Source organism: Paraburkholderia caledonica (assembly GCF_000383275.1).
GTDB lineage: Bacteria > Pseudomonadota > Gammaproteobacteria > Burkholderiales > Burkholderiaceae > Paraburkholderia > Paraburkholderia caledonica.
Window position 1 is genome coordinate 158995 of record NZ_KB911034.1, and the last position, 26923, is coordinate 185917.

19 protein-coding genes are annotated in these 26923 nt (G+C 63.0%); 10 read left to right on the top strand and 9 right to left on the bottom strand.

Annotated features, from left to right (window positions below; genetic code table 11):
• The first annotated feature begins 13 nt into the window (after nucleotides 1-13).
• A complete protein-coding gene (locus tag H281_RS0100785) occupies nucleotides 14-4387 on the top strand; it encodes a translocation/assembly module TamB domain-containing protein (RefSeq protein ID WP_020065182.1) in 4374 nt (1457 codons plus the stop codon).
• 151 nt (nucleotides 4388-4538) lie between these two features.
• Here H281_RS0100785 and metG read toward each other — a convergent pair whose 3' ends face one another.
• Both metG and H281_RS0100795 read right to left on the bottom strand, forming a co-directional pair.
• On the bottom strand, nucleotides 4539-6677 hold the full coding sequence (gene metG, locus H281_RS0100790) for a methionine--tRNA ligase (protein ID WP_020065183.1): 2139 nt from the start codon (nucleotides 6675-6677) through the stop codon (nucleotides 4539-4541).
• Nucleotides 6678-7071: 394 nt separating this feature from the next.
• Nucleotides 7072-7725 (bottom strand): OmpA family protein, encoded by a 654-nt coding sequence (locus H281_RS0100795; RefSeq protein ID WP_020065184.1) that lies wholly within the window; start codon nucleotides 7723-7725, stop codon nucleotides 7072-7074.
• A gap of 401 nt (nucleotides 7726-8126) precedes the next feature.
• Here H281_RS0100795 and apbC point away from each other — a divergent pair, with 401 nt between their 5' ends.
• The 5 genes from apbC to H281_RS0100820 all read left to right on the top strand — a co-directional run bounded on the left by apbC (nucleotide 8127) and on the right by H281_RS0100820 (nucleotide 13932).
• Nucleotides 8127-9215, top strand: coding sequence for an iron-sulfur cluster carrier protein ApbC (apbC, locus tag H281_RS0100800; protein WP_020065185.1), 1089 nt, complete (start codon nucleotides 8127-8129; stop codon nucleotides 9213-9215).
• A 130-nt stretch (nucleotides 9216-9345) separates the two neighbouring features.
• Complete coding sequence (locus H281_RS0100805) at nucleotides 9346-9879, top strand: superoxide dismutase family protein (protein ID WP_020065186.1); 534 nt, start codon at nucleotides 9346-9348, stop codon at nucleotides 9877-9879.
• Nucleotides 9880-10216: 337 nt separating this feature from the next.
• Nucleotides 10217-10786, top strand: coding sequence for a dCTP deaminase (gene dcd, locus H281_RS0100810; protein ID WP_006048517.1), 570 nt, complete (start codon nucleotides 10217-10219; stop codon nucleotides 10784-10786).
• 87 nt (nucleotides 10787-10873) lie between these two features.
• Nucleotides 10874-13159 carry an arginine/lysine/ornithine decarboxylase gene (locus H281_RS0100815; protein WP_020065187.1) on the top strand — a complete coding sequence of 762 codons (2286 nt, stop codon included), beginning with the start codon at nucleotides 10874-10876 and terminating at the stop codon, nucleotides 13157-13159.
• Nucleotides 13160-13251: 92 nt separating this feature from the next.
• The gene (locus H281_RS0100820; protein WP_027804180.1) at nucleotides 13252-13932 is read left to right on the top strand and encodes a lysozyme inhibitor LprI family protein; all 681 of its coding nucleotides are present in this window, start codon (nucleotides 13252-13254) and stop codon (nucleotides 13930-13932) included.
• Between the two features lie 36 nt (nucleotides 13933-13968).
• Here the strand turns inward: H281_RS0100820 and H281_RS0100825 are convergent, their stop codons facing one another.
• The 4 genes from H281_RS0100825 to zwf all read right to left on the bottom strand — a co-directional run bounded on the left by H281_RS0100825 (nucleotide 13969) and on the right by zwf (nucleotide 19209).
• Nucleotides 13969-14895 (bottom strand): bestrophin family protein, encoded by a 927-nt coding sequence (locus H281_RS0100825; protein ID WP_020065189.1) that lies wholly within the window; start codon nucleotides 14893-14895, stop codon nucleotides 13969-13971.
• A 160-nt stretch (nucleotides 14896-15055) separates the two neighbouring features.
• Nucleotides 15056-16972, bottom strand: a complete 1917-nt coding sequence (locus H281_RS0100830; protein WP_027804181.1) for a bifunctional transcriptional regulator/glucokinase — start codon at nucleotides 16970-16972, stop codon at nucleotides 15056-15058.
• Nucleotides 16950-17696, bottom strand: coding sequence for a 6-phosphogluconolactonase (gene pgl / locus H281_RS0100835; protein WP_020065191.1), 747 nt, complete (start codon nucleotides 17694-17696; stop codon nucleotides 16950-16952). Before pgl ends, H281_RS0100830 begins: the two co-directional genes overlap by 23 nt.
• A gap of 49 nt (nucleotides 17697-17745) precedes the next feature.
• Entirely contained in the window at nucleotides 17746-19209 is a 1464-nt protein-coding gene (zwf, locus tag H281_RS0100840) for a glucose-6-phosphate dehydrogenase (protein ID WP_020065192.1), read from the bottom strand.
• 550 nt (nucleotides 19210-19759) lie between these two features.
• Between zwf and H281_RS0100845 the strand changes: the two genes are divergently transcribed.
• From H281_RS0100845 to H281_RS0100860, 4 genes are all read left to right on the top strand, one after another.
• The gene (locus H281_RS0100845) at nucleotides 19760-21007 is read left to right on the top strand and encodes an ABC transporter substrate-binding protein (RefSeq protein WP_020065193.1); all 1248 of its coding nucleotides are present in this window, start codon (nucleotides 19760-19762) and stop codon (nucleotides 21005-21007) included.
• A gap of 243 nt (nucleotides 21008-21250) precedes the next feature.
• Complete coding sequence (locus H281_RS0100850; protein WP_027775665.1) at nucleotides 21251-22189, top strand: carbohydrate ABC transporter permease; 939 nt, start codon at nucleotides 21251-21253, stop codon at nucleotides 22187-22189.
• The gene (locus H281_RS0100855; protein ID WP_020065196.1) at nucleotides 22179-23036 is read left to right on the top strand and encodes a carbohydrate ABC transporter permease; all 858 of its coding nucleotides are present in this window, start codon (nucleotides 22179-22181) and stop codon (nucleotides 23034-23036) included. Before H281_RS0100850 ends, H281_RS0100855 begins: the two co-directional genes overlap by 11 nt.
• A 113-nt stretch (nucleotides 23037-23149) precedes the next feature.
• Entirely contained in the window at nucleotides 23150-24265 is a 1116-nt protein-coding gene (locus H281_RS0100860) for an ABC transporter ATP-binding protein (RefSeq protein ID WP_020065197.1), read from the top strand.
• Nucleotides 24266-24347: 82 nt separating this feature from the next.
• Here the strand turns inward: H281_RS0100860 and H281_RS0100865 are convergent, their stop codons facing one another.
• From H281_RS0100865 to H281_RS0100875, 3 genes are all read right to left on the bottom strand, one after another.
• Nucleotides 24348-25265: a LysR family transcriptional regulator gene (locus H281_RS0100865; RefSeq protein WP_020065198.1), complete on the bottom strand. Its 918-nt coding sequence runs from the start codon at nucleotides 25263-25265 to the stop codon at nucleotides 24348-24350.
• Nucleotides 25266-25459: 194 nt separating this feature from the next.
• Complete coding sequence (locus H281_RS0100870) at nucleotides 25460-26080, bottom strand: trimeric intracellular cation channel family protein (protein WP_027804182.1); 621 nt, start codon at nucleotides 26078-26080, stop codon at nucleotides 25460-25462.
• Nucleotides 26080-26853, bottom strand: coding sequence for a Smr/MutS family protein (locus tag H281_RS0100875; RefSeq protein WP_020065200.1), 774 nt, complete (start codon nucleotides 26851-26853; stop codon nucleotides 26080-26082). Before H281_RS0100875 ends, H281_RS0100870 begins: the two co-directional genes overlap by 1 nt.
• Nucleotides 26854-26923 lie beyond the last annotated feature (70 nt).

Sequence of the window (26923 nt, forward strand, 5' to 3'; positions counted from 1 at the left end):
ACACGAACCACGCATGACGACGGACGTTTCCGCCCAACCTCCCGTGCAGCCGCCCGGCAACCCGCCGCCGGGCGCTGAACCGCCCGGACCGCCCGGCACGCCGGAACCGCCGCCGGCGAAGCGTCGCCGCGCCGGCCGCCTGCTGTTGAAAACGCTCGCCGCGTTGGTCGTGGTGCTGGTGTTGCTCGTTGCGTTGGCGCTGGGCCTGCTGTACGGCGCGCTCACCACCGAACGCGGCACCGCCTATGCATGGCAGGCGGCCGTCAAGTTGCTGGGCGGCAAGCTGAGCGGGACGCTGGAAAGCGGAGCGCTCGCGAACGGCGTGCGGCTGCGCGAAGTGCGCTGGCGCGCGCTGGACGGCAGCGGCACCGACATCCAGATCGACCGTATGTCGGGCCGTTGGTCGCTCATGCGCGAGCCGTGGCGTTTCACGATCGACTATCTGCATGTGGGTACCGTGGACGCGCGCATCGGCGCCTCGTCGTCGAGCAGCAGCGAGCCGCTGAAGCTCCCGCAAGATCTCCGCTTGCCGATGCAGCTGGAAATCCGCGACGTGCAAGTGGACAAGCTGTTGTTGCACCAGGGCACGTCGACAACGGAGTTTTCTCACTTCACTTTCCATGGACGCAGCGACGGCCGTCACCACGAGGCCGCTGTCGAGCGGCTCGATACGCCGTTCGGCGCGGTGACGGCATCTGCAAAGCTCGACGGCGTGCGGCCGTTTCCACTGACCGGCGACGTAGGTTATTCGGGCAAGGTCAACGAAGAAGCCGTACAGGTGGGCGGGCATCTGAGCGGCACGCTGGCCAATCTCGTCGCCGAGCTCGACGCGAGCGGGATGAAGCTCGCCGGTCACGCGCAAGTCGAGGCGACGCCGTTCGGCGAGGTGCCGCTCAAGCGCGCAACTTTGACGTTCGACCACGTCAATCCGCAGGCGTTTGCGCCGGGCGCGCCGCTCGCCGATCTCGCCGTGAGGGCGGAGTTGCAGCCGGTGGGGCAGGAGGCGGGCGCGGTTGGGGCGAGCGCGGCTAGTGGGGCTAGCGGGGCCAGCGGAGCCAGTGGAGCCAGTGGAGCCAGCGTAACGACTTCGCTGAACTCCGCACAAGGCGCAACCGCAGGACATTCCACGAGCGCCAGCCAGCCGCACACGGCCGGCAAAAGCGCCGGCGGTTTGGCAGTGGTGGGCCATATCTCGGTTGTCAACGCACGTCCCGGCGCGATCGATCAGCACCTGCTGCCGCTCATCGACGCCAACGCCGACGTGCGCCTCGACGCGAGCGCGCAGCGCATTTCGAATCTCGCCGTGCGCCTCGTGAAGAGCGCCACGCTGACCGGCAGCGGCGCGCTGAGCGGCAAGCGCGGCCAGTTCGATCTGCAGGTCGCCGGTCTCGACCTGAACGCGCTTCAGGCGACGGTGCGGCCCACGCAACTGTCCGGCCCGATCGCTATCCGGCTTAACGACGATATCCAGACCGTCACCCTCGATCTGGCGGATCCCAAAGCGGCGCTGCGCGCGCAGGGCAAACTGACCATGGACCCCGCGCGGCTCAGCTTCAACGACGTGCGTATCTCGTCGGGCAAAGGCCGCATCGATCTGTCCGGCGCCCTCAAGCACGACGCGAATTCCAGCTACAACCTGAAGGCGCAACTCACCGATTTCGATCCGTTGACGCTGGCCTCGCAAATGCCGTCCCGCGCGCCGGTCAACGGACCTGCCGTGCCGCAGAGCGAGGTGAAGGGCCGGCTGTCCGCGCAGGCCGCGGCGCAAGCCGGCAGCACGGCCGGCGCCAAAAGCGCAGCTCCGGCCGACAAGGCTGCGGCGGCCGTGAAGAACACAGGCAAGGCCGTCGTCAAGAACGAGGTGATCGAGCGCAAGACACCCGCGCGGAAGCGCGCTGCGCCGCCAGCGCGCAAGATCGAGGCGAAAGTCAACGGCACGCTGACCGCGACCGGCATGCTCGCGCCCGTTTTCACCACCAAAGCCGAGTTCAAGCTGGGTCCAAGTGTCTACGACGGCCTGCCGCTGACCGGCGGCGGCACGGTGCAACTTGCGGGCTCGCGGATTTTGCCGAGCCGTGCGAACCTTTCGGTGGCGGGCAACCAGGTCGATCTGCAAGGGAGCTTCGGCGCACGCGGCGACCGCTTGCGCTTTCATATCGACGCACCGGCGCTCGAGCGCCTCGGCTTCGGCCTCGCCGGGCTCGTCGCCGCCGACGGCGACCTCACCGGCTCGTTCGAGCATCCGAACGTGGTGCTGAACTACAAGGCCGACAGCGTCGTGTTGAGCAGCAACCGCATCGGCCATGCAGAAGGTCACGCCGAACTGCGCGACGGCGCGAACGGCGCGCTCGTCTTTACGACAGACGCGCGCAACGTGAGCGCTGGCGGCGTCGATCTCGCCACGCTCACCGCGCGTCTAACGGGCACGCGCGCCAGTCACTCGCTCGAAGCCGCGGCCACCGGCAAGCTGCAGGATCGCCCCCTGGATCTGACGCTGGCGGCCAACGGCAAGCTCACCGAGGCGCGCGACGGCACGCGCTGGGACGGCACGGTGACGCGTCTGCAGAACCGCGGCACACCCGCGTTGAATCTCGAGTCGCCGCTTGCCGTGAGCGCCGGGCCGCGCCGCCTGACGCTCGGCGCGACACGGCTCACGCTCGAAGGCGCGGTGTTGAGCCTGAAGTCGTTCTCTTTCGACCACGGCAAGGTTCAGTCGGCGGGCAACCTGACTGGCATTTCCGTGGCGCGGCTGCAGGACTTGCGGCGCGAGATCACCGGCACGCCGCCGGCAGTCAAGACCGATCTGATATTCGACGGCGACTGGGACTTCGCGCTCGGCACCACGGCAAGCGGCCATATCCAGTTGCGGCGCCGCAGCGGCGACGTCACCGTCGAGATCGGCCGCGGGCTGGCGTCGCTCGGTATTTCGGATATTGCCGCGCGCGTCGAGTTCAGCGGCGGCAATCGTCTGAACGCGACAGTGCATGCGCAGGCGAGCCGCATCGGCGTGATCGACGCCGACGCGCACACCACGCTGGTCGAGCGCGACGGCTTCCTCAGCGTCAACGAAGAGGGCGCGCTTACCGGCAATGTCAACGCCAATGTGCCGTCGCTGAAAACGACCGGCGGGCTGTTCGGGCCGAGCTATCTGCTCGACGGCCACCTTGCGTTGAAGCTCGCGCTTGGCGGCACCGTCGCCAAGCCTAACCTGACGGGTTCGCTGCTCGGCGACGGGCTTTCCGCCACGCTTGTCGACCAGGGCGTGCAGTTGAAGGACGGCGTCGTACGGGTCGCGCTGTCGCACAATCTCGTCGACTTCGAGCAGGTCGAATTCCACGGCGCGAGCGGGACGTTGCGCGCAACCGGCCGGGTGCGTCTGGACGGAGCGGAGCCCGACCTGACTGCGAGCATCGTCGCGGACAAACTCGAACTCTTTGCGGCGCCGGATCGTAATCTGTCGCTGACGGGCAGCGCGAGCGTCGCCAACGCGGGCGCGCAGGGCGGCATGGCGATCAACGGCAAGTTTACCGTCGACCACGCGCTGTTCGACCTGCCGGAGCAATCCGCGCCCAAGCTCGGCGACGACGTGGTGGTCGTGCGCCCGGACGGCACGGTGGCCGGAGAGCGGCCGCGACCGGTGCCGGGCAGCAATAAGCCGGTCGGTCCGTTTGCTCCGCGTGCGAACATCGACATCGACCTGGGCAACAACTTCCGTTTCCGCGGACAGGGGGCCGACCTCGGCCTGACCGGCACCATCACGGCGATGAGTGCGCCGAACCTGCCGCTGCGCGCGGTCGGCAACGTGCGCGTGACGCAGGGCTCCACGTACACCGCGTTCGGCCGTAAGCTCAATATCGAGAACGGCTTCTTCACGTTCAACGGACCGGTCGCCAACCCCGGCATCAACATTCTGGCGATGCGCCGCAATCAACAGGTGGAAGCGGGCGTCTCGGTCACGGGCACCGTGAACTTCCCGGTCGCGAAACTCGTGTCAGAGCCGAACGTGCCCGATAACGAAAAGCTCTCGTGGCTGCTCTTTGGCCATGGCACCGATCAGGGCAACAACCTTGGCCAGCAGAGCACGATGACGACCGCGCTCGCGTTGCTCGGCAGTGCGAGCGGCAAGCGGATCGCGCAGACTTTCGGTCTGGACGAGTTTTCGATTGGCCGCAGCGAAGTCGGATTGACCGACCCGCAGGTCGTGATGGTGTCGAAGGCGATCAATGAATGGCTCGTGATCGGCTATGAGCAGGGGCTGCAGTCGGCGAGCAACGCGGTCAAGGCGACCGTCAACCTGACGCGCTACTGGTCCGTCGCGGCCTATGGCGGCACATTCGACGGGATCGAGCTGCTATACACGCGGCGCTATGACCGCATCAAGTGGTGATCTGCTTGTGGCCACTCTTGCTGTCTTGAGGAGTGCAATGCGCCGCGCATGAAAGTGCAGGCAAAAAAAACGGCACGCCTTTTACAGCGTGCCGTTTTGCTTGTTGCAGCTAACCGTGTTGCGGGTGTGTGCGTACGTATGCGCTTGCGCGTTACTTCACACGCATGCCCGGCTTGGCGCCGCTGTGCGGCTCCAGCACGTAGAGGCCCGGTTCGGCTTTCTCGTCGGTCGCCGACGCCGCCAGCACCATGCCTTCCGACAGGCCAAATTTCATCTTGCGCGGCGCGAGGTTCGCGACCATCACCGTTAGCTTGCCGATGAGTTGCTCCGGCTGATACGCGGACTTGATGCCGGAAAATACGTTGCGCGTTTTCTCCTCGCCGACGTCTAACGTGAGTTGCAGCAGCTTGTCCGAACCTTCGACCGCCTTGCAATCGACGATCTTTGCGACACGCAGATCGATCTTCGCGAAGTCGTCGATGGAAATGACTTCGGGCGTGTCGTCCTTGTCCGCCGCGGCAGTCTTTGCGGCCTTCGACTTCGTCTTCGCATCCGCGGCCGGCGCACCCGCTTCCGGCGTGGCTTGCAGCGAGTCGCGATTGGCTGCCAGCAAGGCTTCGATCTGCTTGGGGTCGACGCGCGTCATCAAATGCTTGTACGCGTTGATCGGGCGCGCCGAACTGAGCGGTACATTCGCGTCGGCCCACACGAGCGGCTCGATGCCGAGGAACGCTTCAACCGCTTCCGCGAGTTTCGGCAGCACGGGCTTGAGCGCAAGCGACAGCAGGCGGAACGCCTCGATGCTCACGCTGCAGGTTTCGTGCAGCGCGACGGCATTGGCCGGATCTTTCGCCTGGTCCCAGGGCTTCGCCGTGTCGACGTAGGCGTTGACCGCGTCGGCCAGTTCCATGGTCTGGCGCAGCGCGCGGTTGTACTCGCGAGCTTCGTAGTTCGCGGCGATCTGCGGTACGGCGGCGCGCAGCGACGCGAGCAGTGGGTGCTGCATCGCGCTGTCCTGCACGCGGCCGTCGAAGCGCTTGATCAGGAACCCGGCGGCGCGGCTCGCAATGTTCACGTACTTGCCGACCAGATCGCTGTTCACGCGCGCCTGGAAGTCGTCGAGATTCAGGTCGAGGTCTTCCATCGTGCTGTTCAGCTTGGCCGCGAAGTAGTAGCGCAACCATTCCGGGTTCAGGCCGGTGTCGATCACGCTTTGCGCAGTGATGAACGTGCCGCGCGACTTCGACATTTTCGCGCCGTCCACGGTCAGGAAACCGTGCGCGAACACGTTGGTCGGCGTGCGGTGGCCCGAAAATTCGAGCATGGCCGGCCAGAACAACGTGTGGAAATACAGAATGTCTTTGCCGATAAAGTGATACTGCTCGGCCTTCGAGCCCGGGCGAACCCACGCGTCGAAGTCCAGCCCGCGCTTCTGGGCGAGGTTCTTGAAGCTCGCGTAGTAGCCGACCGGCGCATCCAGCCACACGTAGAAGTATTTGCCCGGCGCGCCCGGAATTTCGAAGCCGAAATACGGCGCGTCACGCGAAATATCCCAGTCGGCGAGCTTCGCTTCACCGGCGTCGCCCAGCCACTCGCGCATCTTGTTGGTCGCTTCCGGTTGGGCGAGGCCGCCCACCCACGCGCGCAGGAAATTCTCGCAGCGCGGATCGGACAGGCGGAAGAAGTAATGCGTCGATGTCTTGCGAATCGGCGTGGCGCCGGAGACCACCGAGTACGGATTGACGAGCTCCGTAGGCTGATAGGTCGAGCCGCACACTTCGCAGCTGTCGCCGTACTGGTCTTTCGCGCCGCACTTGGGGCATTCGCCCTTGATGAAGCGGTCCGGGAGGAACATTTCCTTGACCGGGTCGTACGCCTGTTCGATATCGCGGGCGTCGATCAAACCCGCTTCCTTCAGCGCGAGATACACGTTCTCACTCAGGACGCGGTTCTCTTCGGAATCGGTCGAATAATAGTTGTCGAACGAGATCCCGAAGCTGTCGAAGTCGCGCTTGTGCTCCTGCCAGACGCGGTCGATCAGCTGCTTCGGCGTCAAACCTTCCAGTTCCGCGCGCAGCATGACCGGCGTGCCGTGTGTGTCGTCGGCGCCCACGTAATAGACCTCGTGCCCGTGCATTCGCAGCGTGCGGACCCAGATGTCCGTCTGGATATATTCAACCAGATGGCCAATATGGATTTGCCCGTTCGCATAAGGAAGGGCCGACGTGACGAGAACCTGGCGGCGGGCCGACGGCGCGCCTGCAGTGAGATCGGTTGCGGGTGCTGACATAAGGATGGTGGGAGCCTGCGGTGGGACGAAAGGACGATTCTAGCAGGGCAGGCGCCCGCGGGCGCGGCTTGCGCGGGCGCGCAGATGCCGCGCTGCCTCGGGCACTGCGAAAAGCGAGCGCCCAAAAAAAACCGGGGCGATTAACCCCGGAGCAACAACGACAAGAGGAGAATGGTGACGCGGCGGCTTCGCCAGCCACGTACCGTAAAGACAGACAGCGGAATTTCGGGAGAGTTCGAAATTTTTTCGTCCTCGCGAGAGATTTTCCGCGCTGCGTTTTTACAGCCTGCTCAGCACGAGGCTGTCGGCCGCCGGATAACTGAATCGGCAACACCGGTCAGGCCGGTGCTGCGAATCTCCGGCCCCAATTCCCCTGCTCAATCGTGCGTTGCTGTTATTGCGTGGTGTGCTGAGCCGTGGCGCGCAGATAGATTTCCACGCGACGGTTTGCTGCACGGCCGGCTTCAGTGTTGTTGTCGGCGATCGGCTGGTTCTGGCCCATGCCTTGTGCCGACAAACGCTGCGGCGCGACGCCGCGTTGCGCCAGATAGCCGGTCACGCTTTGCGCGCGATTGACCGACAGCGTCTGGTTATAGGCCGGCTGACCCGTGCTGTCGGTGTGGCCGACCACTTGGGCGATCACTTCCGGATTCTGCTGCAGCGTTTGCGTCAGCTGATCCAGCACCGGCGCGAACGACGGCTTGATCGCATAGCTGTTGGTGTCGAACGTGACGGAGCTCGGAATGTTCAGCTTGAGCGAGCCGTCCGGCTGCTCGGTGATCTGCGTGCCCGTGCCCTTGGTGGCGCCCGACAGCTTGTTGTGAATGGATTGCCAGTTGTAGCCGGTGATGCCGCCCACCGCTGCGCCGACGCCGGCGCCAATCGCCGCGCCCTTGCCGCCGCCGAAAATTGCGCCCAGCGCCGCGCCGGTGCCGGCGCCTACGCCCGTACCCACTGCCGTGTTAGTGCCCTGCTGGCTGGCGCAACCTGCGAGCAGGGAGCCCGAAACGGCGAGAATGGCCAGGCGAGTCGTGATTTTTGCATTCATTTTTGATTCCTTTCGAGTAAAGCGAATGACGCGAATAAAGCGCGCGAGTAACGCGCGCGGGTGAAGCGTCCGTGGCGCTAGAGCCTGCGTGGCGAACGTCACGGCACCAGAACAGACTGCTCGACAGTGCGAACAACCGAAGGGACACGCAAGCCAGGCGGAAAACCCCACGCGTTCTTCAGTCCCGGTCCGACAATGAAGAAGGGTCTTCCGGCAGCGCTCGACGTGAGCCACTACAATAAAGCCTGGCGCACGCAGCGATGCGGCCCCACGGCGTCCGCCGGCCCAAAGGGTGCCCGGCACGCCTGGTTTTCGCAATGCTGTCTAACAATTTCTTGCAATTCCGGCGCGTGGCCGAAGCTTCGATTGCGCCGCGCCGCAGGTGTTCCCTTGGAGTGTCAATGAGTATCGATCGGGCTTTGGTCGACGCTGCCCTCGCAGCCGTCACTGACCCCAACACCGGCCGGCCGTATGCCGCAGCCAGGAACATTAAAAACGTAGCCGTGGAGGGTGACACGGTTAACGTCGCGGTGGTACTCGGCTATCCGGCCATGCGCCAGTTCGAGGCCATCCGCAAGCAGTTCGCCGTCGCGTTGCAGGCCGTGCCGGGCGTGGCGCAGACGCACATTCAGTTGTCGCAGGAAATCGCGGCGCATACGGTGCAGCGCGGCGTGAAACTCTTGCCGAATGTTAAAAATATCGTGGCCGTGGCGTCGGGCAAGGGTGGCGTCGGCAAGAGCACGACCGCCGTTAACCTCGCGCTGGCGCTGGCTAGCGAGGGCGCGTCGGTCGGCATACTCGACGCCGATATCTACGGACCCTCGTTGCCGCTGATGCTGGGCATCGAAGGGCGCCCCGAATCGCCGGACGAGAAGACCATGAACCCGATGACGGGCCACGGTCTGCAGGCCAACTCCATCGGCTTTCTGATCGAGCAGGACAACCCGATGGTGTGGCGCGGCCCGATGGCTACGTCGGCACTGGAACAGCTGCTGCGGCAGACCAACTGGCGCGATCTCGATTACCTGATCGTCGATATGCCGCCGGGCACCGGGGACATCCAGTTGACGCTCTCGCAACGCGTGCCGGTGACCGGCGCGGTGATCGTCACCACGCCGCAGGACATTGCGCTGCTCGACGCCCGCAAGGGCCTGAAAATGTTCGAGAAAGTCGGCATTCCGATTCTCGGCATCGTCGAGAATATGGCCATGCATATCTGCTCGAATTGCGGCCATGAAGAGCATATCTTCGGCTCGGGAGGCGGCGAGCGCATGGGTAAGGAATATGGCGTCGACGTGCTCGGCAGCCTGCCGCTCGACATTGCGATCCGCGAGCAGGCCGACTCCGGCCGGCCGACGGTAGTGGCCGATCCGCAAGGGCGCATTGCGGAAATTTACCGCACGATCGCGCGCAAGGTCGCGGTGCATATCGCCGAGCGCGCCCGCGACATGACGTCCAAGTTTCCCAACATCGTCGTGCAGAACACCTGACGAGCCCTTCGAACGACGGGCGAAAGGGGGCCGGGGGCGTCTATTCGCGCCTGGTCTCGCGGTATCATGTCGACTTCACAGGTTCGGCTCGGCAACCGCAGGGGCGGCCGCCAGCCGGCACGAGGATCGCATGGGAAAACGAATCGACTGGCAGGCGGTGCATGCTTTCATCGTCCTGACTGCCAGCAGTATGCTGTTATGCGGGTGCAGCGCTTTCCTGAGACCACAGGAAAAGCGCGCCGACGCGCAGTTGCTGCCCACCGTGGGCAATCAGGCGCGCGGCCTCGTTACGTTCATCGAGCGCTCGGACGGCGTTCAGGTTACCTACAATCTCGCGGGCTTGCCGCCTAACAGCGATCACGCGCTTCAGGTTCACGAGCGCGGCGACTGCAACGCAACCGACGGCTCCAGCGCGGGCCAGGTGTTCTCGCCGGCTGCCGAGCGTCTGAAGGCGGGTGCGCGCGTCGAAGGCGACCTCGGCAACATTCATGCGGACGCGAACGGCGTGGCAACCGGCTTCATCGTCGCCCCGGACGTCTCGCTCGACGGTATCCGTTCGGTCCTGCAACGCGCGGTGCTGCTCCATCACGACGCAACCGATCCCTACGCGTATCCGCAACATGGCGCGGGTCCCGCACTCGCTTGCGGTTTGATCCGCCAATGACGGATCACCGCGTGGTCGCCTTGTTGCCCCTGCCTGTGGCCAGGCGGCCTGAAGCGGCTGAAATGCGGACGAAAGCGGACCAAAGCAAACCCAAGCGGCTCCCTCGCGCTTATCAGTGGCGCGTATGTGCGGCACCATCCTCGTGATCGCGTAAAATAAGCGCCTTTCGCCGCGGCGGCCGGCCGGCGTCATCGCCAGTACTGCCTCGGGCAGCTTCTTGCGGAGCGCACCGGCAAAACCCGGCCCTGAAAGTGGGACAACCGGCCGCAACGTGCCCGGCACGCGCCGGGTTGTTATCCGTCACACTCCTGTTATTCACGTCGAGCAGCGTTCACCTATGACCATCAAATCCGACAAGTGGATCCGGCGCATGGCCGAGTCGCACAAAATGATCGAGCCGTTCGTGCCCGATCAGGTTCGCGTCTCCGAAGACGGCCGGAAGATCGTCAGTTACGGCACATCGAGCTACGGCTACGACATTCGCTGCGCCGACGAATTCAAGATCTTCACGAACATCAACTCGACCATTGTCGATCCGAAAAATTTCGATGAGAAATCGTTCGTGGACTTCAAAGGCGACGTCTGCATCATCCCGCCTAATTCGTTCGCGCTCGCCCGCACGGTCGAGTATTTCCGCATTCCGCGCTCGGTACTGACCGTGTGTCTCGGCAAGTCCACTTACGCGCGCTGCGGCATCATCGTGAACGTCACGCCGTTCGAGCCGGAATGGGAAGGTCACGTCACGCTCGAATTCTCGAATACGACACCTTTGCCTGCGAAAATCTACGCGAACGAAGGCGTCGCCCAGGTGCTGTTTTTCGAAAGCGACGAGATTTGTGAAACGTCGTACGCGGATCGCGGCGGCAAATATCAAGGTCAGCACGGGGTCACGTTGCCGAAGACGTGACGTCGGCAGCGCATTGACCCACCAGGTACACAGGGTGACCGCTGCAATCTATCCAGTGCAGCGGTCGTTCTTTTTGGAGAATCGCCCATGAAGTTCCGTTTTCCCGTCGTCATCATCGACGAAGATTTCCGCTCCGAGAACATCTCGGGTTCCGGCATCCGGGCTTTGGCCGAAGCAATCGAGAAAGAAGGCGCGGAAGTGCTCGGGTTGACGAGCTACGGCGATCTGACTTCGTTTGCGCAGCAGTCGAGCCGCGCGTCGTGCTTCATCCTTTCGATCGACGACGACGAGTTGCTGCCCTACGTCGAAAACGTCGTGGTTGAAGGGGAAACGCCGGAACTCGCGGCCGCCATCGTCGCGCTGCGCGCGTTCGTGACGGAAGTGCGCCGCCGCAACGCGGACATTCCGATCTTCCTGTACGGCGAAACGCGTACGTCGCGCCACTTGCCGAACGACATCCTGCGCGAACTGCACGGCTTCATCCATATGTTCGAGGACACGCCGGAGTTCGTCGCGCGCCATATCATCCGCGAGACCAAGGTTTATCTGGACTCGCTCGCGCCGCCGTTCTTCAAGGAACTGGTGCAGTACGCGGACGAAGGCTCGTATTCGTGGCACTGTCCCGGCCACTCGGGGGGCGTCGCGTTCCTGAAGAGCCCGCTCGGTCAGATGTTCCATCAGTTCTTCGGCGAAAACATGCTGCGCGCGGACGTCTGCAACGCCGTGGACGAACTCGGGCAACTGCTCGATCACACCGGCCCCGTTGCGGCTTCGGAGCGCAACGCCGCGCGCATCTTCAGCGCGGACCATGTGTTCTTCGTGACCAACGGCACGTCGACCTCGAACAAGATCGTCTGGCACGGCACGGTCGCGCCGGGCGACATCGTGCTGGTCGACCGCAACTGCCACAAGTCGATCCTTCACGCGATCACGATGACCGGCGCGATTCCCGTTTTCCTCACGCCGACGCGCAACAACTTCGGCATCATCGGCCCGATTCCGCGGTCGGAATTCGAGCCGGAAAACATCCGCAGAAAGATCGAGGCGAATCCGTTCGCACGCGAAGCGCTGGCGAAAAATCCCGACCTCAAGCCGCGCATTCTGACGATCACGCAAAGCACGTATGACGGCGTGATTTACAACGTCGAGATGATCAAGGAAATGTTGGGCGAGTGGCTCGACACGCTTCACTTCGACGAAGCGTGGCTGCCGCATGCCGAGTTCCACGAGTTCTATCAGGACATGCATGCGATCGGCGCGGGCCGCCCGCGCATCGGCGCGATGGTCTTTGCCACGCACTCCACGCACAAGCTGCTGGCCGGTATTTCGCAGGCGTCGCAGATCGTCGTGCAGGATTCGAAGAACAGCCGCTTCGACAAGCACCGCTTCAACGAGGCGTATCTGATGCATACGTCGACGAGCCCGCAATACGCGATCATCGCGTCGTGCGACGTGGCTGCGGCCATGATGGAAGCGCCCGGCGGCACCGCTTTGGTCGAAGAGTCGATTGCGGAAGCGCTGGACTTCCGCCGCGCGATGACCAAGGTCGATACGGAATACGGCGACGACTGGTTCTTCAAGGTCTGGGGCCCGGACCAGTTCGCCGACGAAGGCATCGGTTCGCGCGAAGACTGGATGCTTCGCCCGAACGATTCGTGGCACGGTTTCGGACCGCTTGCCGAAGGCTTCAACATGCTCGATCCGATCAAGGCGACCATCGTCACGCCGGGTCTGGACATGGACGGCGGTTTCGGTGAGACGGGCATTCCGGCCGCGATCGTGACGAAGTACCTCGCCGAGCACGGCATCATCGTCGAGAAGACCGGGCTGTATTCGTTCTTCATCATGTTCACGATCGGCATCACGAAGGGCCGCTGGAATTCGATGGTGACCGAGCTCCAGCAGTTCAAGGACGACTACGACAACAACCAGCCGCTATGGCGCGTGTTGCCGGACTTCGTCGCGCTGCATCCGACTTATGAGCGTGTCGGTTTGCGCGACCTGTGCCAGCAGATCCACAGCGTCTACCGCGCGAACGACATTGCGCGTCTCACGACCGAGATGTACCTGTCGAGCATGGAGCCGGCGATGAAGCCGTCCGACGCGTTCGCGAAGCTCGCGCACCGTGAGATCGACCGCGTACCCATCGACGAACTCGAAGGCCGCGTCACGTCGATTCTGTTGACGCCGTACCCGCCGGGCATTCCGTTGCTGATTCCGGGCGAGCGCTTTAACAAGACCATCGTCAACTATCTGCGATTCGCGCGTGAATTCAACGAGCGTTTCCCGGGTTTCCACACGGACATTCACGGGCTCGTCGGCGAGATGATCAACGGACGCATCGAATATTTCGTCGATTGCGTACGCGTCTGACAATGCGCTTCATGACGTTCCTCCGAAGCGACCGGAGCCGGCGACGCGAGTCGCGTGCGCCGGCTTGGGTGCGAGCGGCACAGCGCGCGCTGATGCGCACGTTGACCTGCGCGCTGCTGCTCGGCGTCGCGCCGCTCGCCGCGCGTGCGGAAGTCGCCGCAGCCGATCCGATCGATGCGGCGATGCGCACGTGTCTGGCACGCAGCGATATGTCGTCGACGATGGGGCAGGTGCAGTGCATGGAAACTGCGCGCATCGGCTGGAAGACCGCTATGGACAACGCATGGCAGCAGTTGCAGCCGGAGTTGCCGCCGGCGCGGCGCAAGCAGTGGGAAAAGAGTCAGGCAAGCTGGCAGGCTTCGCGCGATGCGGAAACACAACTGCTCGCGGCGGTATTCGCCACCACGCGCGGCACGATGTATGTGCTTGCCGAAGCCGATATGCAATTGCAGCCGGTGCGTGACCGGGCTCTCGCGCTGCGCAGTGCGGTCGCAAAAGCGAGTGCGGGTGGCGGCGATCCTCCCGGCCGTCTGCGCGCTTGCCGTGCGGACGCGCGCTGCGAACACGCGATGTTCGACCTGAATCGCTACTATCGCCGTCTGCAAGCAAAGATGCCGGCGCGCTCGCGTCCCACGCTGGCGCGCGCACAAAAGGCGTGGACCGCGTATCTGAACGCGACGACGCCGGTCGTCGACGAACGCGGCCGCATCGACATCATCGGTGCGCGTGTGGCGACGCTCAAGCGTTTGTCGGAAACAGTCGGCAACGACTAGACCTGCGAGCGGACAGGCGCTGCCTCATCGGAACGCTCAGGTTAGCGCGTAGCTTTCGGCTTGCGGGTCGGGCAGCGCGACCGCGGGCTCGCCGCGCATGTCTCGCAGTGCGTCTTCAATGATGAGAGACATGGTACTCAGCGCAAGGTCGTTGTCGTCGGTGCCGAACGGCTCCTCGATTTGCGACGCGATCGCTTCGTGCGCCATGAACGTGTACGCGACGAACACCGCGAACACCGGCGTAAAAATGCCGATGCTGTCGACGAGGCCAAACGGCAACGACGCACAGAAGAAGTACACCGTGCGGTGAATCATCACGGAGTAGGCGAACGGCAACGGCGTCGACGCGATGCGCTCGCACCCGCCGATCACATCCGACAAGCCATTCAGATTCCGGTCGAACGCAAGTACGGCCATCGGATCAATTGAGCCCTTTTGCGCCTCACGCTGCACCCATTCGCCAAGAACCAGCATCAACGTTGCCGGTTTGTAGCGCGATGTCATAACGCGTTCAAACAGCGCAGGCGGCAGGCGTGCGGCGAGGTCCTCGCGCGGATCGCTCCTGCGAAGCTGATGGCGCAGTGCGTGCGGCAACGCGCCCAACGCGGCGAAAAACTCGGCCAGGTTTTCTTTCGGCAACTGCGTCGTTCGCAAGGTCAGCGCCTGGCGAGCGAGCGAACGCGCGTCGTTCAGCAATTGGCCCCAGAGCTTGCGCGCTTCCCACCAGCGGTCATAACTAGCGTTGTTTCGAAAGCCGAGAAACACCGCGAGAGCGATGCCGATGAGCGAGAACGGCGCAGTCGTGTTGAGGTTCAGCGAGATGGGCAGCAGATGATCGTGCGCCGCGACCGCAACGATCGAGATCGCGAAAATGAGGAAGAGCCGGGGAAGCAACTGCGGAAGCACCGAGCCGCGCCAGGCGAGCAGCATGCGGAACCAATGGAGATGCGGACGGATGATCATCGGTGTGCTTTGCCGTGAGCGATGGAGTTTCTATTATCGCTTGTTGTTCGAGTCGCGCCATTGAAGCGCGTACTCGCACAGGCAATGCTTCGGTCCGGATTTCAGAAGTTGGGCGAAGGCCACGGCATGGCGCGGCCTTCATACAAAGATCAACCCGGCATCAATCGCGCGCCGATGAAGCCGCGCCGTGACTGAGCCAGTCGAGCACTGCGGTCGCGTCGTCGTCGGCACCTTGACGTGCTTTCGCCACCGTCTCCGCAACGTCCGCGCTCGGCACTGCGCGGCGAATTGCCACGCCGACCGCGAGAATATCGATCATCACAAGATGCAGAATTCGCGAAATCATCGACAGTTGCGACTCGCGAATTTCAATGTGATCGGTTTCGAGCGCGACCGTCGCGCGCTTGGCGAGCGGCGTGTTGCTCGACGTAATCGCGATCACCTTCGCGCCTGCCTGCATCGCGACGTCGAGCACGCGCAGCAGTTCGGGCGCGCGGCCCGACTTCGACACGGCGACAATCACGTCGCCCTTGCCGAGCAACGCAGCCGAAGCGGCCTGCATGTACAGATCGCCGTACGCAATGGTCGGAATGCCGAAGCGGAAGAACTTGTAGTGCGCGTCCTGCGCGACGATGTTCGAATTGCCGAGTCCGTAGAACTCGATGCGCCGCGCGCCGTTCAACAGATCGATCGCGCGTTCGACCTGGTCGAAGTTCAGATGCTCGCGCAATTGCAGAATGGCCGACACGGTGTTGTCGAGAACCTTCGCGCCGAAGTCCGTCGCCGTATCGCCGAGATGCACCTGACTGTGGCTCACCGGAATGGTGCCGGTCAAACCCGTCGCAAGCTTAAGCTTGAAGTCCGACAAACCCTGACAACCGAGTGAGCGGCAGAAGCGGATCACGGTCGGCTGACTGACGTCGGCCTTGCGGGCGATGTCGACAATCGGGTCGTTGATGATCGAGCGCGGATGGTTCAGCGCGAGATCGGCGACGCGGCGCTCGGCCGGCGTCAGCGCGTCGCGCATTTGCCGGATCCGCTCGAATACCGCCGACGAACTGCCGCCCGCGCGATTCGACAACTGTTCGGCGAGAATCGCGGACACGCCGAGAAACGCCGGATATTCCGCGGTGATCACGTAGGTCGGCACGTTCTGCAAATACGCCTCGAAACGGCCCTTCGCCTCGAAGCGTTTGCGAAACGACGAGCGCGCGAAAAATTCGCCGAGCCGCGGGACGACCCCGCCGCCGATATAGATGCCGCCGAGCGCGCCGAGCGTCACCGCAATATTGCCCGCAAACGTGCCGAGTATGCCGCAGAACACGTCGACGGATTCAGCCGCAAGCGGCTCGCCTTCCAACGCGCGTTTGACGATTTCGACGGTGTCGACGTTTGCCGCGACGCGCTTCTTGTCGCGGCCCGCCAGCGCACGGTAAATGACTTCGATACCGGGCCCCGCGGCCACGCGTTCGAAAGACACATGCGACCATTTCTTGCGCGCGTACTGCAACACGATGTCTTCGCGCTCGTCGGCCGGCGCGAACGTAGCGTGACCGCCTTCGCTGCCGAGCGCGATCCAGCGGTCGTCGGCAGGAATCAGGCCCGACACGCCCATGCCGGTGCCCGGACCGAGCAGACCGATCACGCTGTTCGGACGGCGCGTGCCGCCGCCGACCTGCACGCGTTGCGCGTCCGTCAGGCCGGGAAGGGCCATGGCGAGCGCGGTGAAGTCGTTCACGACGAGCAGCGTGTCGAAGCCGAGCGCACGGCGCGTGGCTTCGATCGAAAAGCTCCAGTCGTGATTCGTCATGCTGACCTGATCGCCGTCGACCGGGTTCGCAATCGCGATCGCCGCGTGATTCACGCGGCCGATCTTCGTGTCTTTCAGGTACTTCTTGATAACTTCAGCGACGCCGGGGTAATCCGCGCACGGGTAGACGTGCACCGAGCCGATCTCGCCCGGTCCGGTTTCCAGCGCAAAGCGCGCATTCGTGCCGCCGATGTCGGCCAGCAGCCTCGGTCCATCGGCGTGCTGGCCCGCGCCCGGAACAGCCTTAGTTTGCACACCAGTAGACATCGAGTCTCACTCCCTTGTCGTTTGCCAACTGCGAGATGGCATTTTTTTGTAGCGAAGATGCGGCGGCGTTCAGCACGTCCATCTTGCGCGGTCCGGCAATCAGCAAAAACAGATGCTTCACTTCCTTGAGCGCGGAGAGAGACCAGCTCACACGTGCATGGGGCGCGCTGCCGGGATGCACGGCGACGAAGCGCTCAGTCGTGCTGATGGCGTGATCCCATTCAGGCGCATCGGCGAAGATAGACGCGGTGTGGCCGTCTTCGCCCATGCCGAGTATCGCGACGTCGGGCACGTTGGCGAAACGCGCGTCGGCGTTCAGCGCGGCGACATGCGCGTGCAGATCCTGCGAGGTGTCGACGAGCGGCCAGAACGTCGCGTTCTTCGCGGCGTTCTGCAGCAACGTGGCGCGCACCAGTTGCGAGTTGCTCGCGCTGTCCGTCTCGGGCACCCAGCGGTCGTCGACGAGTGTCACCGCAATGTGCGGCCAGTCGAAGCTTTGCGTGGATAACGTCTGCAGGAAAGGGCGCGGACTGCTGCCGCCGGACACGGCGAGCAGGGCCGGGCGCACGCCGGCTGTGGACGTACCGGCTGTGGACGCGCCGGATATACCGGCGTCTGACGTTGCCGTCTGTGCGGCCAGCGATGCATGCAACGCGTCGCCTACGGCCTTCGCCAACGCGTCGGATTGGGCGCGTTGATCGTCGAAAGCGTGAAGCTCGATCACTTCTCCTCCGTGCTGCTTTTTTGTTAGAGCTGCGAAAATCCGCCGCGAATCAGTTCTCTTCTTCGAGCCAGCAGGTGCCGTGCTGCGCAAGCATCGCGCTCGCGGCGGCAGGACCCCATGTGCCCGCAGCATAAGGCTTCGGCGGTTTGTTCGAAGCCTTCCATTCGTTCAGAATCGGTTCGACCCAGCGCCACGCGGCTTCCTGTTCGTCGCGCCGCACGAAGAGTGCGAGGCGGCCGTTGATCACGTCGAGCAGGAGGCGTTGGTACGCTTCCATCTGCCCTTCGCGGAAGAACTGGTCGAACGCGAGATCCAGGTGGACGCTCGCGAGATTCATGCCTTCGCCGGGCTGCTTCGCGAGACAGTACAGACGAATCGTTTCGTTCGGCTGCAAGCGGATCACCAGACGATTAGCGCCTGCGCGCAACGCCGAAGCACCCAACGCCGAATGCGGCACCGCGCGGAAATTCACGACGATTTCCGCGACGCGGTCCGCAAGCCTTTTGCCCGTGCGCAGGAAAAAGGGCACGCCGGCCCAACGCCAGTTTTCTATCTCGACCTTCAACGCGACGAAGGTTTCGGTCGTGCTGTTCGGCTTCACGCCCGGTTCCGTCGCATAGGCGGGGACCGCGTTGCCGCGAATCACGCCGGAATGGTACTGACCGCGCACCGCGACCTTGCCGATGTCGAGCGGATTGATTGGCTTCAACGCGCGCAGCACGCGGAGCTTTTCGTCGCGCACCGAGTCGGAGTCCATCGAATGCGGCGGTTCCATGGCGACGATCGAAAGCAATTGCAGCAAATGGTTCTGCACCATGTCGCGCAGTGCACCAGTATTGTCGTAGAAATCCCCGCGCGCCTCGACACCGAGTTCTTCTGCAATTGTGATCTGAATGCTTTCCACCCACTCGCGGCGCCACAGCGGCTCGAACAGCGCATTGCCGAAGCGCAGCGCCAGCAGGTTCTGCACGGGTTCTTTGCCGAGGTAGTGGTCGATACGGTAGATCTGTTCTTCAGCGAAGATTTCGCCGACCGCATCGTTAATTGCATTCGACGACTTGAGGTCGTAGCCGAGCGGCTTTTCCAGCACGATGCGCGCGTTTTCGTTCAGGCCCACCGACGCGAGCGCGCGGCAGATCGGCACGAACAGCGACGGACCGGTAGCCAGATAAAACACGCGAATGCCGGGCAGGTCTTTCACCGCATCGCGCAGCAGCGCGAAGTCTTCCGGATTGCCCAGGTCGATCTTCACGAACTCGATGCGTTCGAGAAAGCTGGACCATGCCGTTTCGTCGACACCGTTCTTCGACACATGCGGCTTGACGTGCTCGTTGACCCATTGGATGTACTCGCCGCGATCCGCGGCATGGCGCGCCACCGCGACGATCTTGCCGCTGTCGGCCAGCATGCCACCCGCACGGTGCGCTTCATACAGTGCGGGGAGAATCTTGCGCATCGACAGATCGCCAGTTCCGCCGAAGAGAACGAAGGTGAAGCTTGAATCGGTTTGCATGAGTCTCCGTCGATGTCCTGGGGCCGCCGCGCTGACCGTTCACTGCCGTGAAAAAGGCGACCGTAGTCCGATAAAATATTTTTTGACACTGAATTGTAGTTTAACTACAATCCAAATCAAGAGGTAGCGCTAATTCGATGAAAAAAGCGTGCGCTGTCAGGTCAGTTGCGCGTTTTCGCGAATCGGCAGGCGTCCCCTGCATGTTAACGGACATTGCGTGCCGGCATAGGCCAGCCTGTCCCGGCAGCCGTTACGGAAAGCCGGGGAGTGCGGGGCCGGCAAGCAGATTCGTCGGTTGACGTGCAAGGCACCTCGAGTCTGCCGCGCGAAGCGGGCAGGCAAAAATCAAAAGAGGAGACAGTCAGTTGCATCCCGAACCACTCATCTCTTGAGCTTCCAGCGGCCGGCCATCGGTCCGCCGGCACATGCCTCGCGCATGCGCCCGACCGTGCTCGATCGCCCAGTGTTTTGCCTGTTTGAACCAACCACAGCACCCTGGCGACATCAGGGGCCATTTGTTTTTTGTTCAGGTGTCTGGAGGAGATAAGCAATGAAATTTCGCGCGATCATGGGCGCTTTGTGCGCCGCAGGTCTGATGTGTGGCGTCTCGGCCGTGCAAGCTGCCGAGTCGGTCGAAGTGTTGCACTGGTGGACTTCGGGCGGTGAATCGAAAGCCGTCGGCGTCCTCAAGGACGACATGACGAAGCAGGGTTACACGTGGAAGGACTTTGCGGTTGCAGGTGGCGCGGGCGCGGCTGCCATGACGGCACTCAAGACGCAGGTGATCTCGGGCAACGCACCGAGCGCTGCGCAGATCAAGGGCCCGCTGATTCAGGATTGGGCTTCGCAAGGCGTGCTGGTGCCGATCGACTCCGTCGCCGGCGACTGGAAGAAGAATCTGCCGCCGGAAATCGACAAGATCATGCACGCCGACGGCCACTACGTCGCTGCGCCGTTCTCGGTGCATCGCGTGAACTGGCTGTACATCAACAAGGCAGCGCTCGACAAGGCAGGCGGCAAGGTGCCGACCACGTGGCCTGAGTTCTTCGCCGTGGCCGACAAGATGAAGGCGGCAGGCATCCAGCCGATCGCGATGGGCGGCCAGCCGTGGCAAGACTTGACGCTGTGGGAAGACGTGGTTCTGTCGCAAGGCGCGGACTTCTACAAGAAGGCGCTGGTCGACCTCGACGAAAAGACGCTGACTTCGGACAAGATGGTCGGTGTGTTCGACACGGTCCGCAAGATCCAGGGCTACTTCGACGCGGGCCGCACGGGCCGTGATTGGAACCTGGCTACGGCAATGGTCATCAACGGCAAGGCCGGCATGCAGTTCATGGGCGACTGGGCGAAGGGCGAATTCGCCAACGCCGGCAAGAAGTCGGGCTCTGACTACGTGTGCGCAGCAGTGCCGGGCACGGAAAAGGCTTACACGTTCAACGTCGACTCGTTCGTGTTCTTCCAGCAGAAAGGCCAGAAGGCAGCAACGCCGGGCCAACTGGCGCTCGCGAAGACCATCATGTCGCCGGAGTTCCAGGAACAGTTCAGCCTGAACAAGGGTTCGATTCCGGTTCGTCTGGGCGTGTCGATGGCGAAGTTCGACGACTGCGCGAAGAAGTCGTACGCGGATGAACAGGTCGCGATCAAGTCGGGCGGCTATGTGCCGTCGCTCGCACACGGCATGGCTCAACCCGATGCAGCAGCCGGCGCGATCTCCGACGTGGTCACGAAGTTCATGAACTCGCAGCAGGATTCGAAGAGCGCAGTTGCGGCGCTCGCGAAGGCAGCGAAGACCAAGTAAGTGAAGTAGCGAAGCGGCGCGTCCGGGACCGGACGCGCCGCTTCGCGCCGCTGAGGGTGTCGGTTCGCGTCGCGCGATGTGCGCTTTAGCCGATGCAGCCCGATGCAAGCGGCTTCACCCTGGGTTTCATAGAGTCACACCTATGCCGTTGCGGCTTCGCGTTTGTCACGTTCTCACGTTGCCGGTTGGCCGTGTGCGTCGATGCGAGTGGCCAGACGGTACAGTTTCAGCAGGAGTCGAGTAGTGACTGCTTCTATCAGCGGAAACGGGAAAACGGCCAGCGCCGCCCGCCGCGTGTCGCCCATGGCGGCCCTTGCCGATCGCTGGATTCCGAAGCTGGTGCTCGCACCCAGCGTCGTGATCAGTCTGGTATTCGTCTATGGTTTTATCGCCATCACAGGCTATCTGTCGCTGTCCAATTCGCGGCTGATGCCTCGTTATGAATTTGTCGGTCTCGACCGTTATCGCGAACTGTTCGATAACGACGTGTTCTGGACGTCGGCAGCCAATCTCGGCTGGTTCGGCATTCCGTTCATCGGCATCTGTATCGGCCTCGGTCTCTTCCTTGCGATCCTGCTCGATCAGCAGATCCGCAATGAAGGCGCGCTGCGCGCCGTGTTTCTTTATCCGATGGCGTTGTCGTTCATCGTGACCGGCACGGCGTGGCAATGGATCATGACGCCGAGCATCGGCCTCGAAAAGGTTTTCCACGACTGGGGCTGGACGAGCTTTTCGTTCAGTTGGCTCGGTGACCCCGACAAGGCGATTTTCTGCGTCGTGATCGCGGCGGTGTGGCAGTCCACCGGTTTCGTGATGGCGCTGTTCCTTGCCGGGTTGCGCGGTGTCGACGGTGAAATCTTCAAGGCCGCGCAGATGGACGGCGCGAATCTGCCCACCATCTACCGCAAGATCGTGATTCCGAGCATGCGTCCGGTGTTCTTCTCGGTGCTGCTGATTCTCTGCCATATCACGATCAAGACGTTCGACCTGGTCGTCGCTTTGACGGCGGGCGGTCCTGGCACCTCGTCGTCGCTGCCGGCTATTTTCATGTACACGTTTTCGTTCAATCGCGGGCAGCTCGGCGTCGGCGCGGCATCGTCGATGATGATGCTCGCAACCGTCGTGGCCGTGCTCGTGCCGCTCATGTATCTGGAATCGAGGAGCACCCGCAATGCAGCCTAAGATGACGATCAGCCGTGCCGTCATTTACGCGGCCTTGGTCCTGTTTGCCCTGTACTTCCTGTTTCCGCTGTACGTGATGCTGTCGACGTCGTTCAAGGACATCGACCAGTTGCGCACCGGCAACCTGCTTACGCCGCCTTCGCACTGGACCGTGGAGCCCTGGATCAAGGCATGGAGCGGTGCGTGTACCGGCGTGCGCTGCGACGGCATGCAGCCGTTCTTCATGAACTCGGTGCGCATGGTGATTCCGGCGGTTCTGCTCTCGTCGATCATCGGCGCGTTCAACGGTTATGTGCTCACGCACTGGCGTTTTCGCGGCGCCGATCCGATCTTCACGATGCTGCTGGTCGGCTGCTTCATTCCGTTTCAGGCGATCCTTTTGCCGATGGCGCGTTTCGAAGGCTTTCTAGGCCTGTCGAACACCACGACCGGTTTGGTGGTCGTGCACGTGATCTACGGTATCGCGTTCACTACCATGTTTTTCCGCAACTTCTACGTCAGCATTCCGGCTGAACTCGTGAAGGCGGCGCGCATCGACGGCGCGGGTTTCTTCACGATCTTCACGAAGATCCTGCTGCCCGTGTCGCTGCCGATTTTCATGGTGTGCCTGATCTGGCAATTCACGCAGATCTGGAATGACTTCCTGTTCGGGATCGTGTTCTCCGGCGTCGATTCCATGCCGATCACGGTGGCGCTGAACAACCTCGTGAACACCTCGACCGGCGTGAAGGAATACAACGTGGACATGGCCGGCGCGATCATCGCCGCGTTGCCGACCTTGCTGGTTTACATCGTCGCCGGGCGCTATTTCGTGCGCGGCCTGACGGCCGGCGCGGTGAAGGGTTGAACCCAGGCTAGACCATCCGAGCGCGGCGGCCGCTTCGTGCATGAAAGGCACTCAGCACCGCCGTCACCGACAAGACGTTTTCAAGCAGTACCAGAGACAAGAGGATTCACAGCATGGCAAGCCTTTCCATCCGTGACGTGTACAAGACTTACCCGAACGGGGTGCCGGTTCTGAAGGGTGTCAACATCGACATCGAAGACGGCCAGTTCCTGATTCTCGTCGGCGGCTCGGGCTGCGGTAAGTCGACGCTGCTCAACATGATCGCCGGTCTCGAAACCGTGACAAAGGGCGAGATTCAGATCGACGGCAAGACCGTGAACAACCTGTCGCCGAAAGATCGCGACATCGCGATGGTGTTCCAGTCGTACGCGCTGTATCCGTCCATGACGGTGCGCGAGAACATCTCGTTCGGCCTGAACATTCGCAAGGTGCCGAAGCAGGAGCAGGCGCAGATCGTCGACCGTGTGTCGAACACGCTGCAGATCACGCACCTGCTGGATCGCAAGCCCGGCCAGCTGTCCGGCGGCCAGCGTCAGCGCGTGGCAATGGGCCGTGCCCTCGCGCGTGATCCGGTGATGTTCCTGTTCGACGAACCGCTGTCGAACCTCGACGCCAAGCTGCGTATCGAGATGCGTTCGGAGATCAAGCTGCTGCATCAGCGTCTCGGCACGACGATCGTCTACGTGACGCACGATCAGATCGAAGCAATGACGCTCGGCGATCGCATCGCGGTGATGAAGGACGGCATCGTGCAGCAGTTCGGCGCCCCGCAGGAAATTTACGACTCGCCCTCGAACCTGTTCGTGGCGGGCTTTATCGGCGCGCCGCCGATGAACTTCATCCAGGGCAAGCTCGTCGAGCAGGGCGCGGGCGTCGGCATCGAACTGGATACGGGCGTCACTCGCACGGCGTTGAACCTGCCGTTCGACTCGGCGAAGGTCAAGTCGCACGTCGGACGTGAAGTGATTCTCGGCTTGCGCCCGGAGCGCATCACCGATGCGCGCGGCGCGCACGGCGATCACGCCCGGTTGCAACAGATCGAAGTGAAGGTCGACGTGATCGAGCCGACCGGTCCGGACACGCTCGTCTTCGCGCAAGTCAACGGCAAGCGCGTGGTGAGCCGCGTGCACCCGGCTTCGAACCCGCAGCCGTTGACGAACACGACGCTGCTGTTCGATACGTCGAAGGCGGTGTTGTTCGATCCGTCGAATGAAGAGCGGATCGCCTGAGCCGGATCTGACGGCTGCTACTGGTCTGAATGAAGAAAGCCCCTTGTGTCGCGAGACACAAGGGGCTTTTCGCTGAAGGGCGTCAAGCGTCCGGGATGCGCAGATCCGGGTTGTTGCGCACGAGCTCCGTCACCCATTCGGTGAATGCGCGCAGCCGCGAACTCAGATTACGGCGATGCGCGTAAAGGATCGACAGCGGTGTGCTGGGACTCGTGTAGTTCGTGAGGATTTCCTTGAGTACGCCACGCTCGATGAGATGCGCGACCATGAAGCGCGACGGCTGGATAATGCCGTGGCCGAGCGCACCCGCGCGAATATAGACCGAGCCGTCGTTCACCGCGAGCACGCTTTTCATCGCGACCTTGACGATCTCACCGTTCACTTCGTATTCGAACGGAAACGTCTTGCCGGTTCGCGCCGAGACATAGTTGACCGCGTGGTGTCCACTCAACTCATCGAGCGTGGTGGGCGTGCCGTGTTGCTCCAGATACGCCGGCGACGCGCACGTCACGATGCGCGCCTGGCCGATACGCCGTGCGACGAGACTGGACTCTTCCGGCGTGCCCATGCGAATGACGCAATCTACGGCGTCCTGTATCAGGTCGATGTTGCGGTCGGCGAGACCGAGCCGCACGTCGATTTCGGGGTAGCGCTGGTAGAAGTCGTCGAGCGCGGGCAAAAGCAGCGCACGGGCGAGCGTGCCGGACGTATCGACGCGAATCGTGCCCACCGGGTTCTCGCGCTTGTTCGACAGCGACGACTCCGCGTCGGCGACTTCGGCCAGAATGCGCACGCAGCGGTCGTAGAAGAGCGCGCCGTCTTCGGTAACGCTGACCTGGCGGGTCGAGCGGTTCAACAGCCGTACGCCGACGTGTTCTTCCAGTGCCTGAATCGTCCGGCTGACTTTGGCGCGCGGCAGGTCGAGCGATTCGGATACTTTGGTGAAGCTGTTCGCTTCCACCACACGCGTAAATATCTCCATCGCTTCGAAACGGTCCATGTTTGGCCTTGTGAGTGATTGGCGGAAATAGGTTCGACGTGAAGTGTATAGGCTCGAATTAATGTTGTCCGCATCGGGTGTGGCGGGCGGCGGCTAGAGTCTTCGTAGGACGCGTTGCCCGGGAACAGCCGGCACGGCGCCGAGTACGGCGGAGGCGGCCGTGCGGCTAGTTCGGCCTGATCAGGCTAATGCGGCTAATGCGGCAATCGCACGTTGAACCGGAAGGTGGCGAGCCGCGACAGCAGAATAAACGCGGTGGCGATCAGCACGCTATACACGGTGTCGAAATTCACATAATCCAGCAGCACATACAGCCAGCAGCCGACAAAAGCGCATGTCGCGTACGGCCGCGAGTCGCGCAGGATCAACGGCACTTCGTTGCACAGCACGTCGCGGATCACGCCGCCGAACACGCCCGTCGCCACGCCCATCAGCACGGACGTGAACCATGGCATCTGGGCGTCGTGCGCAATCGAGGTTCCGGCGATGCTGAAAAGCCCGAGGCCGATCGCGTCGGCCACCAGCAGCACGCGCTCGGACAGCAGGCGCGAGGTGGCTTTCAGCAGCGTGGGGGCGAACAGCGACATCGCGAAAATCGCGATCAGATATTCCTGATGCTCGACCCAATAGAACGGACGGCGCTCGAGCAGGACGTCGCGCAGTGTGCCGCCTCCAAACGCGGTGGCGATGGCGACGAGAAAGGTGCCCACAGCGTCCAGCCGACGGGTCTTGGCCTCGATAAAACCGGAGATGGCGTACGCGAAAATCGCCAGCGCCTCCATGAAGGTCAGCGCGAGCGTCAGCCTGGGATGGATCACCGTGGCTCCGCCAAAGCTCTTGCGTGAGCCGGCGTAGCGCCCGGCTGTAGCAGCACGACCACAGCGCCTGCGCCGCCGTCATGCGGACGTGCCTGGCAAAACGCGATCACTTCGCTCTTCTGCACGAGCCACGCGCGCACTTTGCCCTTGAGCACGGGTTCCTTGCCGATCGAGCCCAAGCCCTTGCCGTGAATCACGCGCAGGCAGCGCAAGCCGCGCTTTACCGATTCGCGGATGAACTCAGCCAGAGCCTCGCGCGCTTCCTCGCGCCGCATACCGTGCAGATCGATCTGTGCCTGCACGATCCAGTCGCCGCGCCGCAGTTTTCGCACAACTTCCTGGCTCACGCCCGGGCGGCAATAGGAGAGTGTTTCGTCGGTGTCGAGCAAGACCTCTGGGTCGAACTCGTCGGAAATCGCTTCGTGCAGCACGGCTTCTTCGTCGAGCCGGGTTTGCACCGGCAGCGGCGGCGGAGGATTGCGCGGCAACGATGCGCGCGGCGGCACCGCGAGCGGCGCGACTTCGCCGATTTCGCGACGAAACAGGTTGGCGTCTGCAGCCGCTTCGCGCTGTGCAGCCGCCGCGGCTGCGCGTTCACGCTCGCGCCGCTCGCTGTCGACCTTCAACGCATCCCGCAGCGCGCCCAGGCCCGCCAGACCCGCAGCCGGCTCGATTGCCGGCCTGGCGGCGGGGGCCGCCGGTTCCGGCGCGGGTCGCGCGGCGGCGCCGACACGCTTGGGCTCGTTCGGATGAGGCTGGTTCTTGGGCATAGCGGTAATACACGCGGAAAATGAGTCGATCGAGAATCGATCGAAAGTAGATCAAGCGGCGCCTTGCGTG

Coding starts and splice junctions, on each gene's coding strand:
- H281_RS0100785 (WP_020065182.1), top strand. CDS start 14: ATGACGACGGACGTTTCCGCCCAACCTCCCGTGCAGCCGCCCGGCAAC.
- metG (WP_020065183.1), bottom strand. CDS start 6,677: ATGTCAGCACCCGCAACCGATCTCACTGCAGGCGCGCCGTCGGCCCGC.
- H281_RS0100795 (WP_020065184.1), bottom strand. CDS start 7,725: ATGAATGCAAAAATCACGACTCGCCTGGCCATTCTCGCCGTTTCGGGC.
- apbC (WP_020065185.1), top strand. CDS start 8,127: ATGAGTATCGATCGGGCTTTGGTCGACGCTGCCCTCGCAGCCGTCACT.
- H281_RS0100805 (WP_020065186.1), top strand. CDS start 9,346: ATGGGAAAACGAATCGACTGGCAGGCGGTGCATGCTTTCATCGTCCTG.
- dcd (WP_006048517.1), top strand. CDS start 10,217: ATGACCATCAAATCCGACAAGTGGATCCGGCGCATGGCCGAGTCGCAC.
- H281_RS0100815 (WP_020065187.1), top strand. CDS start 10,874: ATGAAGTTCCGTTTTCCCGTCGTCATCATCGACGAAGATTTCCGCTCC.
- H281_RS0100820 (WP_027804180.1), top strand. CDS start 13,252: ATGCGCACGTTGACCTGCGCGCTGCTGCTCGGCGTCGCGCCGCTCGCC.
- H281_RS0100825 (WP_020065189.1), bottom strand. CDS start 14,895: ATGATCATCCGTCCGCATCTCCATTGGTTCCGCATGCTGCTCGCCTGG.
- H281_RS0100830 (WP_027804181.1), bottom strand. CDS start 16,972: ATGTCTACTGGTGTGCAAACTAAGGCTGTTCCGGGCGCGGGCCAGCAC.
- zwf (WP_020065192.1), bottom strand. CDS start 19,209: ATGCAAACCGATTCAAGCTTCACCTTCGTTCTCTTCGGCGGAACTGGC.
- H281_RS0100845 (WP_020065193.1), top strand. CDS start 19,760: ATGAAATTTCGCGCGATCATGGGCGCTTTGTGCGCCGCAGGTCTGATG.
- H281_RS0100855 (WP_020065196.1), top strand. CDS start 22,179: ATGCAGCCTAAGATGACGATCAGCCGTGCCGTCATTTACGCGGCCTTG.
- H281_RS0100860 (WP_020065197.1), top strand. CDS start 23,150: ATGGCAAGCCTTTCCATCCGTGACGTGTACAAGACTTACCCGAACGGG.
- H281_RS0100865 (WP_020065198.1), bottom strand. CDS start 25,265: ATGGACCGTTTCGAAGCGATGGAGATATTTACGCGTGTGGTGGAAGCG.
- H281_RS0100875 (WP_020065200.1), bottom strand. CDS start 26,853: ATGCCCAAGAACCAGCCTCATCCGAACGAGCCCAAGCGTGTCGGCGCC.